General features: G+C 71.2%; 11 protein-coding genes and 2 pseudogenes. 2 read left to right on the top strand and 11 right to left on the bottom strand.

The annotated features are described in order from the left end of the window. The 4 genes and pseudogenes from ABT288_RS47890 to ABT288_RS47875 form a co-directional block, all read right to left on the bottom strand. Positions 1-214, bottom strand: a pseudogene (locus tag ABT288_RS47890) (metal ABC transporter ATP-binding protein); the annotation flags it as partial. Positions 215-223: 9 nt separating this feature from the next. After that, a complete protein-coding gene (locus tag ABT288_RS47885; RefSeq protein ID WP_351622822.1) occupies positions 224-1,201 on the bottom strand; it encodes a metal ABC transporter solute-binding protein, Zn/Mn family in 978 nt (325 codons plus the stop codon). Positions 1,202-1,462: 261 nt separating this feature from the next. Next, positions 1,463-1,855, bottom strand: a complete 393-nt coding sequence (locus ABT288_RS47880) for an SCO5389 family protein (RefSeq protein ID WP_351622819.1) — start codon at positions 1,853-1,855, stop codon at positions 1,463-1,465. A gap of 44 nt (positions 1,856-1,899) precedes the next feature. After that, a pseudogene (locus ABT288_RS47875) lies at positions 1,900-2,860 on the bottom strand (ATP-binding protein). 166 nt (positions 2,861-3,026) lie between these two features. On the opposite strand from ABT288_RS47875, the gene ABT288_RS47870 reads away from it, so the two are divergent. Next, on the top strand, positions 3,027-3,407 hold the full coding sequence (locus ABT288_RS47870; protein ID WP_351622816.1) for a hypothetical protein: 381 nt from the start codon (positions 3,027-3,029) through the stop codon (positions 3,405-3,407). A 24-nt stretch (positions 3,408-3,431) separates the two neighbouring features. Here the strand turns inward: ABT288_RS47870 and ABT288_RS47865 are convergent, their stop codons facing one another. The 7 genes from ABT288_RS47865 to ABT288_RS47835 form a co-directional block, all read right to left on the bottom strand. Beyond that, complete coding sequence (locus ABT288_RS47865; protein ID WP_351622814.1) at positions 3,432-3,794, bottom strand: ArsR/SmtB family transcription factor; 363 nt, start codon at positions 3,792-3,794, stop codon at positions 3,432-3,434. Then, complete coding sequence (locus ABT288_RS47860; protein WP_351622811.1) at positions 3,781-4,182, bottom strand: (2Fe-2S) ferredoxin domain-containing protein; 402 nt, start codon at positions 4,180-4,182, stop codon at positions 3,781-3,783. Before ABT288_RS47860 ends, ABT288_RS47865 begins: the two co-directional genes overlap by 14 nt. Further along, complete coding sequence (locus ABT288_RS47855; protein WP_351622808.1) at positions 4,179-5,204, bottom strand: WD40 repeat domain-containing protein; 1,026 nt, start codon at positions 5,202-5,204, stop codon at positions 4,179-4,181. The genes ABT288_RS47860 and ABT288_RS47855 overlap by 4 nt, the downstream gene beginning before the upstream one ends. Then, entirely contained in the window at positions 5,201-6,226 is a 1,026-nt protein-coding gene (locus tag ABT288_RS47850; RefSeq protein WP_351622806.1) for a CobW family GTP-binding protein, read from the bottom strand. The genes ABT288_RS47855 and ABT288_RS47850 overlap by 4 nt, the downstream gene beginning before the upstream one ends. Positions 6,227-6,235: 9 nt before the next feature. Further along, complete coding sequence (locus ABT288_RS47845; RefSeq protein ID WP_351622804.1) at positions 6,236-6,445, bottom strand: hypothetical protein; 210 nt, start codon at positions 6,443-6,445, stop codon at positions 6,236-6,238. A gap of 8 nt (positions 6,446-6,453) precedes the next feature. Next, a complete protein-coding gene (locus ABT288_RS47840) occupies positions 6,454-6,948 on the bottom strand; it encodes a Fur family transcriptional regulator (RefSeq protein WP_351622801.1) in 495 nt (164 codons plus the stop codon). Positions 6,949-7,141: 193 nt separating this feature from the next. Then, positions 7,142-9,118 (bottom strand): heavy metal translocating P-type ATPase, encoded by a 1,977-nt coding sequence (locus ABT288_RS47835; protein WP_351622798.1) that lies wholly within the window; start codon positions 9,116-9,118, stop codon positions 7,142-7,144. Positions 9,119-9,214: 96 nt separating this feature from the next. On the opposite strand from ABT288_RS47835, the gene ABT288_RS47830 reads away from it, so the two are divergent. Continuing rightward, the gene (locus tag ABT288_RS47830) at positions 9,215-9,613 is read left to right on the top strand and encodes an ArsR/SmtB family transcription factor (protein WP_351622795.1); all 399 of its coding nucleotides are present in this window, start codon (positions 9,215-9,217) and stop codon (positions 9,611-9,613) included. Positions 9,614-9,918 lie beyond the last annotated feature (305 nt).

Here is a 9,918-nt window from a genome sequence, read left to right as displayed (position 1 = left end):
GGCCGAGCACGGCGGTGAACTCGCCGGCCCCGATGCGAAGGTCCACCCCCGACCACAGCGTCCGGCCGCCGACCCGCACGGCGGCCCCGCGCAGGGCGACCACCGGATCGCTTCCTGCTCCTGCGGCCGTGTCGTGCCCCCCGCTTCGGCGGCCGGGGACGGTGTGACTGCTGGTGTGTGTGACGGCTTCGCGGGCCTTCGCTATCGGGTTCATGGCTTCAGTTCACTTCCCGGTGGCCTTGGCCAGGGACTGTTCGATGCCCTGCAGCTGGGTGGTCTGCCACTGCTGGAAGGTGGCCCCGGCGGGGGTGAGGGTCTCGGTGACGGTGGCGACCGGGATGCCCTGGGCCTTGGCCGCCTTGACCTGTGCCTGCACGTCGGGCGTGGAGTTCTGGGAGTTGTAGACGTAGATCTTGATCTTCTTGTTCTTGATCTGCTGGTCGATGGTGGCCTTGTCCTTGGCCGTGGGGTCGGAGCCCTCGCTCATCGCGTCCAGGAACGTCTCCGGAGTGAGCATCTTCAGCCCCAGGCCCTCGGCGAGCGGCGTGACGATGGACTCGGAAGCACCGATCGGCGTGCCCGCGTACTTCGCTTTGATGTCGGCGATGAGCTTGTTGTAGCCGGCGAGCGTCTTCGTCTCGAAGGTCGTCTTCTGCTGGTCGAAGTAAGCCGCGTCGGCCGGGTCGATCTTCTTGTAGTCTGCGGTGATCTTCTCGATGACCTGGTGGACGTTGTCCGGGGAGTACCAGCGGTGCGGGTTGCCGCCCGGCTTGATGCCGACCAGGTCGCCGATCTTGAGCTGGGTGCGCCCGCTGCCGGGGTTGGCGGCCAGCAGCTTGTCAGCCCATGCGTCGTAGCCGATGCCGTTGACGATCGTGTACTGGGCGCCGGCCACGGTGCGGGCGTCGGCAGCCGTGGGCTCGTAGTCGTGCGGGTCGGCATCCGGGTTGTTGATGATGCTGGTCACCTTCACGTGGCTGCCGCCGAGCTGGGAGGCGATGCTGCCCCAGAAGTTCTCCGCCGCCACCACCTGGATCGCCTTGCCCGAGCCGCTGCCACTGCTGGTCGCGGCGGTGTTGCTGGTGTGCGAGGAGGAGGTCGAGCAGGCGGTCGCCGTCACGGCCGTCAGGGCGGCCGTCGCGGTGACCAGTGCGATCCTCGCGGTCGGCCAGGCGGAACGGGAGGCGGGGGCGGTAGACATGCGGGAGCTCCTTAGGGCGATACCGGGCGCGCAGCGGACACGCGCCGGCCGTGTGGCGACACCTTCGACGCTAGATGGAAATGATTTTCAGATCAATGGCAGATGAAAACCGTTGCCATCTTTTGACCGGGCGTACGACTGCTCGGGGCTGCGCAGGTGGGGGGTGCGGCGGATGTCGCCGGGACAAGCGTGGGGGACGAAGTGGCCGGCTTGACTGCCGAACGCCGGTTCCGGCAGTCGGTGGTCGCGACCGGCAGTGGTTCAGCAGTCGCGGAACTCCGGTGACTGGTTGAGGATCTGCGCCCGGGGCGATGTGAAGCGGATGTGGGTCTCGCCGCCGCGTGCCTCGGCGTGGAAGGCGGCGACGCGGTGGCAGTTCTGGAAGGCGAGAGCGATGCCGAAGTGCCGTTCCAGGCTGCCGCGGATGGCGTCGCTGGACAGGGCGCGCAGGAGCTGGCCGCGGTCCTTCTCGGAGGGCGGCGGGGTCTGGTTGTCGGCGAACTCCGCCGTGCCGGACCGCAGTTCCTTGGCGAGCCGGGCGATGAGGTCGTAGGCGTACGGCAGGGAGGTGCGGACCGTTTCCACGAAGTCCTGCTCCTGCACATCGCCGTTCTCGGCCTCGGCGAGCAGCTGCGGGGAGACGTCGAGTGACATGAAGGCTGTCCTGTTCTGTGGTCCTGTTCTTGAGGGAGTGAAGGTCAGACGAGGGCGGCCAGTGCTGTGGGGCCGTGCTGGAAGTCCGGGTCGACCTGGGCGGCGAGATCCTGGCCGGTGGCCTCGTTGGCCCAGGCGGCGGCGTTGCGCAGGTGGAACTCCACGGCGTGCTTCTGGAAAGCCGTCCAGTCCTTGGTGCGGGCGTCCACAGTCGTGCGCAGCAGGTCCAGGGTGCGGGTGTTGTGCGGCTCCAACTCGCCGCGGCTGCGGCCCTGTTCCTGGGCGCGGACATAGGAGGACTGTGCGCAGTGCGCGAGCAGATCGTCGCCGACGTGCTCCTCGAGGAAGAGCAGGTCGTCCTCGCCGGTGACCTTGTTGCCGACCACGGCGATGGGGATGCCGAACTCGGCCGCGTGGTCGCGGTACTGGCGGTAGACCGAGAGGCTCTTGCGGGTCGGCTCGACGACCAGGAAGGTCATGTCGAAGCGGGTGAACAGGCCGGAGGCGAAGGTGTCGGCGCCGGCGGTCATGTCGACGACGACGTACTCGCCGGGGCCGTCCACGAGGTGGTTGAGGTACAGCTCGACCTGCACCGAGCTTGGAGTGGTAGCAGGCCACGCCGAGATCGCCCTCGTCGAAGGCGCCGGTGACCACGAGTGGTACGCCGTCGACCTCCTGGACGTGGTGCCCGTGGATCTCGTCGTCGCCGAGCAGCCGCAGCAGCCGGGACCCGCGTCCGGGCGAGGTCGTCTTCACCATGGCTTCGATGGAAGGGATCCGCGGATTCGTGCCCCGCAGGTACTCCTTGATCTCGTTCGTGCGCGCGCTGAGCGGCGGCGCGGCGAAGACCTCGTCCTCGCCGAGACCGAGGGCGTACGCCAAGTGCTGGTTGATGTCGCCGTCGATCGCGACAACCGGCGCTCCCGAGTGCGCCAGGTGGCGGGAGAAGAGGGCCGACAGGGTCGTCTTGCCGCTGCCGCCCTTGCTGACGAAGGCAACGCGCATGGCTGGCCACCCCCTCTATTGAAAATGGATGTCATGAGCATAGGCTGGAGGTGTGGCCGGGTGCTGTCAAATCGCCAGGGCTTCAACTTGCCGACGATCATGGCCTGTTGGGGCGCCGCAGCGGCAAACAGGGGATCCCTTTCACCGACACGGAGGAGACTCAGAGATGAGCGATACCGCAGGCGGCCGTCAGAGCCGCCCTTTCACCCTCGTGGTCTGCGGCTCATGCCGTGCCGCCGTGAGGGGGCGGGTGATGGACGCCCTGTGCCGTGCGGTCCGGGAGTGCCCGCACGGGGTGATGGTCTCCACCGGTTGCCTCGCGAGGGTGCTGCACTGCCGCCGGCGCCGCGGTCTGCACGCCGCCGTGCAGCCGTGCGGGGCCGACCGCAGGCCGAGTGGTGTCGCCGTACGACTCGGCCCGTTGGTGACGGAAGCCGACGCCGAGGTGGTGGGGGCGTGGCTTCGGGCCGGAATGCCCGACGACGGCACGCTGCCCGACCGGCTGCGCGCGGCCCCGGTGCCGCAGCAGGTGGCACACCTCAACTGACGCACTGCTCCTGGATGCTGTGCGTCAGCCGATGTCGCGGACGCCGAGGTGCAGGTGCTCGATGTGGTGGACGGCCTGGTCGAGGAGTTGGGCGACGTGGTCGTCGTAGAGGCTGTAGACGATGCGCCGGCCGTCGCGGCGGCCGGTGACCAGGCCGAGGGCACGCAGCAGGCGCAGTTGGTGGGAGACGGCGGACTGTTCCATGCCGACGGCGCAGGCGAGTTCGCCGACGGGGTACGGGCGCTGCCGCAGGGTGGTGAGGATCAGCAGGCGGGATGGCGTGGCGACGGCCTGGAGCGTCGTGGCGACGGAGGCGGCGGTGGCTTCGTCGAGCCGGGCGGCCGCGAGAATGTCGCGGCCGCCGGCGTCGAGGTCATCGGCGTGCACGGGCGCGGGCCTCGCGCGGCGGGCGGATGAACTGGAGGGCCAGGGTGGCGGGCGGTTCGGCGATGCCGGGTCCGCCCGCCTGCGCCCAGCGCAGCAGGTCGTCGGTGCTGTCGTCGTCCATGGCGAAGCCGACCCAGACGGCGCGGCCTCCGGCCCGGCGCCCGGCGGTGGAGGGCTGGACGACGATGACGTTGGCCTGGTCACACGGGCCGAGGCAGTCCGTCGTACGGAGCTGGAAGCCGCGTTCCGCCGCGCCGGCGCGCAGTCGGTCCAGTTGCCAGGCGTGGTCGGTGCCGGGGTGCTTGCGCGGGTTGCCGCAGCAGCAGCCCCGGCACACGACGAGCGTGCACGGGCGGGGAGCGGCCGCCCGGATGACGGACCGGTTCACAGCGCGGTCCGGGACGGCACGCCGTACGTCCGGATCCGGCCGTCCCGCCACGCGACGGCCAGCAGGTGGGGACCTGTCCAGGCCAGTGCGGCGACCGCCGCGCCCGTGCCGTCCAGTTCGCGCGCGGGCCGCAGGCGCGCCTGCGGCCGCCCGGCGGTGGCGTGCCACAGGGCGACGGTGCCGTCGGCGCCGCCGCTGGCCAGATGCCCGGCCGCGCCCGGCCGCCAGGCCAGCGCGGTCACCGTCTCGTGGCAGCGGAGCGAGCGCGGTGCGGTTCCCTCCGGACCCTTGCCGGAGAAGTCCCACACGGTCACGTCGGGTGCGCCGTCGGCGGCCAGCCAGAAGCCGGTGTCGTCGAAGGCGAGCCGGGAGACCTTCTCCGGGTAGCCGGACATGGTGAGTTCGCCGCCGTCTCGCGCCCTCCAGATATGGATGGAGGCGTCCTGGTTGCCGCTGCAGATCCACCTCCCGGTGGGTGCGACGGCGAGTGCGAGGTGGGAGCCCACGTAGGGGTACGTGGCGACCGGTTTCTCGGTGTGCCTCTCGTGGCAGCGCACGGCCCCGTACGCGGCCACGGTCAGGCGCCGCCCCTGCCGCATCCAGGCGAGGTCGGTGACGGTCGACGCGGCGGGCTCCGTACGCCACAACTCGCCGCCGTCCGCGTCGAGTACGAGTGCGCGGCGGCCGGAGGCGACCGCGACCCGGGTGCCGTCGGCCCAGGCGGCGGCCGCCGACCAGGCACCGGACTCCCGCACCGTCGTACGCCCGTCGGAGCGGCGCCACAGGGCGTACCCCAGGGGGCCGGTCGCCACCAGGTGCCCTGCATCCGGGGAGAGCGCGACCGCGAGTGCACCTCCGGGAACCTCGAACGCCCCGATCTCGGCGCCCATCGCCGCGTCGAGAACCTTCACCGTCCCCTCGGCTCCGGCGACGGCGACCAGATCGCCCCGCGCGCTGAGGGCGACGGGTGCGTCGTCGACGCCTGCCTCCCAGGCGAGCGGGGACTGCACCGTCGTACTCACGCGACTGCCCCCGCCGTGGCCAGGCAGTCGGCGAAGCCGCGTTCGAGGGCCTCGCGGTCGAGGTTGCGGCCGATGAACACCAGCTTGTTCGTGCGGGGTTCGCCCTCGCGCCAGTCGCGTCCGAAGGTGCCGTCCAGCAGCATGTGGACGCCCTGGAAGACGTACTGCTTGGGCGCTCCGGCGATGGCGAGGATGCCCTTGGAGCGGAAGAGGTCGACGCCCTTGGTGCGCAGCAACTGGCCGAGCCAGGCGTTGAGCCGGTCCTCGTCCAGTTCCCCGGTCAGCTCGATGCCGACCGAGGTGACGGTGGTGTCGTGCTGGTGCTCGGTCTCGGTGAGGAAGGCGGGGTCGTCGGCGAGCACCCGCTCGAGGTCGAACGCGCCCACGTCCAGCACTTCGTGGAGATTGATGCGCGCGTGCTGTGCGGGGATGATCCGCACTCCGCCGTTGATGGCCCGGATGCGGCGTACGACCTGTCCGATGGTCTCCTCCCCGGCCAGGTCGGTCTTGTTGAGGACGACGCGGTCGGCGAAGGCGATCTGCTCGACGGCCTCGTTCTCCACGCCCTCCGGCTTGACCTCGTCCAGGTGCTGGAGCACGTGGGCGGCGTCGACGAGGGTGACGATGGCGTCCAGCCGCAGCTGGGCGGCGATCTCGTCGTCCATGAAGAAGGTCTGCGCGACGGGCGCGGGGTCGGCCAGTCCGGTGGTCTCGATGAGGATGTGGTCGAACTTCTCGCGGCGCCGCATCAGCGCACCCAGGATGCGGATCAGATCTCCGCGCACGGTGCAGCAGATGCAGCCGTTGTTCATCTCGAAGATCTCTTCCTCGGCGTCGAGGACGAGGGCGTCGTCGATGCCGACCTCGCCGAACTCGTTCTCGATGACCGCGATCCTCATGCCGTGGTTCTCGGTGAGGATGCGGTTGAGGAGGGTGGTCTTGCCGGAGCCGAGGAAGCCGGTCAGGACGGTGACGGGGACCCGTTCGTCACGCGGCTCTTCGGTTACGGGGGTGGTGGTCAAGTCGGTCTCCTAGTCGTGCTGTTCAGCGGCGAGCAGGGCGGCCCGCAGGTCGTCCTCGGTGATCTGGTCGGCGGGGCGGTGCAAGGTCCAGCGTCGGGCGTCGCCCTCCATCGGCAGCACCACGACGACCGTTTCCAGCGGCGGGCAGCCCGGTTCGGTGCAGGCGAGCTGGCGGATCAGGACGGCGGTGTCGTCGTCGAGATCGAGCAGGGCACGCACGGTCTCTTTCAGCTCGCGCAGCTGCGGACTGGGCCCCGGAGGCCCGGGCCGCGATCCCAGTGGCATGGCTGTTCCTCTCCTCCATCTCCGTCCCCGGACGGCCGGCCTCCGTCGGTGTGGGGCAAACAGTCGGCGCAGACGCCGGTGAGTTCGACGGTGTGCTCCACCGCGGTGAAGCCGGTCGCGGCGGCGATCCGGCCCGCCCACTCCTCGACGACCTCGGAGTCCACCGGCCGGCTGCGGCCGCAGCCGCGGCACATCAGGTAGTGGCGGTGCCCGTCGGCCGGACGCAGCCGGTAGAGCCGCCCGCCGATTTCGTCGCGTACGACGTCCACACCGCCGTCCGCCTCCAGCTCGCGCAGGGCGCGGTAGACGGTGGTCAGGCCGATCGCGTGGTCACCGGCCAGGAGCAGAGTGTGCAGCTCCTGGGCCGACACGAAGTCCTGGCAGCCCGCGAGTGCCCGCGTGACCGCCTTGCGTTGTCGGGTCGTCCGGCCGCCCATTGGCGCATCACCCCCTGTGGCTCGTGCCGGGTCGGCACGCACCACCGTAGATGGAAATGAAATCCATGTCCATATGAACGGCCAGTCATGTGCGGCTGAGTGGCGACCCTGGTTCAGCAGCGCTGCCGGAGCAGTCAGACGGCAATGGCCCGCCGCACCTGCGTGGGTACGGCGGGCCATGGGACTCGCTGGGTCAGCGGCGGCCCTCCTCGCGGGACCTTGTCCAGGCGGCTTCGCGCAGCAGCCGCAGGCCGTTGAGGCCGACGATGACGGTCGAGCCCTCGTGGCCGAGGACGCCGAGGGGGAGGGGGAGGGTGGCGGTGAGGTCCCAGACGACGAGGCCCGAGATGAACACCGCGGCGACGGCCAGGTTTTGCACGACCAGACGGCGGGCCCGGCGGGAGAGGGCCACCACGGCGGGCACGGTGGCCAGTTCGTCGCGGACGATCACCGCGTCCGCGGTCTCCAGGGCCAGGTCGGAGCCGGCCCTTCCCATGGCGACGCCGGTGTGGGCGGCGGCCAGGGCGGGCGCGTCGTTGACGCCGTCGCCCACGACCAGGACCTTGCGGCCGGCCCGCTCCAGTTCCCTGACCGCAGCCACCTTGTCCTGCGGGAGCAGTCCGGCGCGGACGTCGGTGATGCCGGCCTCGGCGGCCAGGTGGGCGGCGGCCCGGGGGTTGTCGCCGGTGACCAGTGTCGGCGCGGTGCCGGTGAGCGCGGTGAGGGAGGCGACGGTGGCGGTGGCGTCCGGGCGCAGCCGGTCGGCGATGCCCAGGACGCCGGCCGGTGCGCCGTCGGCCACCACCAGGACCGCGGTGCGACCGCCGTCCTCCAGTTCGGCGGCGACGGCGGTGTGCGCGCCCTCGGCACCGGGCAGCAGCCGGGCCGGGGAGCCGACGGCGATCTTGCGGTCGTCCACCGTGGCGGTGACTCCGACGCCTGGGGTGGAGGCGAAGTCCTCGGCGTGGGGCAGGGCGAGACCCCGGGCGCGGGCGGCGGCCACGACGGCGCGGGCCAGCGGGTGCTCGCTGGGGTGTTCGGCCGCGGCGGCCACTCGCAGCAACTGCCCTTCCGTGAGTCGCGAGCCGGGCAGCGGCCGGACGTCGGTGACGCGCGGGGTGCCTTCGGTGAGGGTGCCGGTCTTGTCCAGCGCCACCGCGTCTACCTGACCCAGGCGCTCCATCACCACCGCGGACTTCACCAGTACGCCGTGCCGTCCGGCGTTGGCGATCGCGGACAGCAGCGGCGGCATGGTCGCCAGCACCACCGCGCACGGGGAGGCGACGATCATGAAGGTCATGGCCCGCAGCAGCGAGCCGGTCAGCGCGGCGCCGAAGGCGAGCGGTACGGCGAACACGGCCAGCGTGGCCGCCACCATGCCGATCGAGTAGCGCTGCTCGACCCTCTCGATGAACAACTGGGTCGGCGCCTTGGTCTCGGACGCCTCCTCGACCATCTGCACGATCCGGGCGATCACCGTGTCGGAGGCGTCTCGCTCGACCCGGACGCGGAGGGCGCCGGTGCCGTTGAGGGTGCCGGCGAACACCTCATCGCCCGGCTCCTTGGCGGCGGGCAGCGGCTCGCCGGTGATGGTGGCCTGGTCGACCTCGCTCGCCCCGTCCAGCACGCGGCCGTCGGCGCCGATGCGCTCGCCGGGCCGGACCAGCACGGTGTCGCCGAGGGCGAGGTCGGTGGTGGGTACGGTCTCCTCGCCTCCGTCGTCGCGGAGGCGGGTCGCGGTGGCCGGGGCGAGATCGAGCAGGCCGCGCACCGAGTCGGCGGTGCGGGCGGTGGCCAGCGCCTCCAGGGCGCCGGAGGTGGCGAAGATGACGATCAGCAGGGCGCCGTCCATGGTCTGGCCGACGGCGGCGGCCCCGAGCGCGGCCACGATCATCAGTAGGTCGACGTCGAGGGTCCTCTCCCGCAGCGCCTGCAGTCCGGCCAGCGCGGGCTCCCAGCCGCCGGCGGCGTAGGCGAGCCCGTACAGCGATCCCCACGTCCAGGCGGGCGCGCCGGTCAGCTGCAGCGGGAGGGCGAGCAGGAACAGCACCGTGGCCGCTGCGGCCCAGCGGGCTTCGGGCAGCGCGAAGACCCGGGTCCGCCGCCGTCGGGTGGCATCCGGGTGCGCGGTCACGGTGGGCGCGGGCCGCTCGGTCAGGGTGGAAGACATGACGAAGAACCCCTCGGGAGGGCAGGACGGATCGACTCGACCACCATACAGGTACATATGAAGAGCTCTTCAAGTATCGCTTGTATGATGGCCGCCATGGGTCATGGAGCAGCTCCCGCGAAGAACCCCGTCCCGCGCGGCCGCCTGGACGCGGACAGCGCCGCCCGGGTGGCCACCACCCTCCAGGCCCTCGCCACCCCCTCCCGGCTGCTGATCCTCTCCCGCCTGCGCGAGGGCCCCTGCGCTGCCACCGAACTCGCCACTGAGGTCGGCATGGAACAGTCCGCCTGCTCCCACCAGCTGCGCCTGCTGCGCAACCTCGGCCTGGTCGTCGGTCGGCGCCAGGGCCGCTCGGTGATCTACGCCCTCTACGACAACCACGTCGCCGAACTCCTCGACCAGGCCGTTTACCACATCGAGCACCTGCGGCTCGGGCTCAGCGACGCCTCGGACGCGGACCATGTGGAGGAGGCCACGCTCGGCGTGAACCGCTGACCGGCAGGACGCGGCGATGCCGGTGTGGGCGATCGACTGGAAGTACGCCATCGGGTCAGCGACGCTGGCGCGCGCCTTGCTTGGGCGGCTATTGAGCTCGGCGGTGACGGCGTCCAGGTCGTTGCGGGTGCGGGCTGACAGGCCGGTGCCTTTGAGGTGGTGGAGTGTGACGGGGGCCTCCCGTTGAAGCACCCTCAATTCCTGGCCCGTGTCGATAATGACCTTGTGCGCTCGCTAGCCAGGAATTCGATACTGCCCCTGACGCTGGTCATCGTCGGGGCGGCCGCAGTGGTGGGCGACGCGGC

Source organism: Streptomyces sp. NPDC001093 (genome assembly GCF_040298985.1).
Classification (GTDB): domain Bacteria; phylum Actinomycetota; class Actinomycetes; order Streptomycetales; family Streptomycetaceae; genus Streptomyces.
This window is presented reverse-complemented; position numbering and strand designations above follow the sequence as displayed.

Coding starts and splice junctions, on each gene's coding strand:
- ABT288_RS47885 (WP_351622822.1), bottom strand. CDS start 1,201: ATGTCTACCGCCCCCGCCTCCCGTTCCGCCTGGCCGACCGCGAGGATC.
- ABT288_RS47880 (WP_351622819.1), bottom strand. CDS start 1,855: ATGTCACTCGACGTCTCCCCGCAGCTGCTCGCCGAGGCCGAGAACGGC.
- ABT288_RS47870 (WP_351622816.1), top strand. CDS start 3,027: ATGAGCGATACCGCAGGCGGCCGTCAGAGCCGCCCTTTCACCCTCGTG.
- ABT288_RS47840 (WP_351622801.1), bottom strand. CDS start 6,948: ATGGGCGGCCGGACGACCCGACAACGCAAGGCGGTCACGCGGGCACTC.
- ABT288_RS47835 (WP_351622798.1), bottom strand. CDS start 9,118: ATGTCTTCCACCCTGACCGAGCGGCCCGCGCCCACCGTGACCGCGCAC.
- ABT288_RS47830 (WP_351622795.1), top strand. CDS start 9,215: ATGGGTCATGGAGCAGCTCCCGCGAAGAACCCCGTCCCGCGCGGCCGC.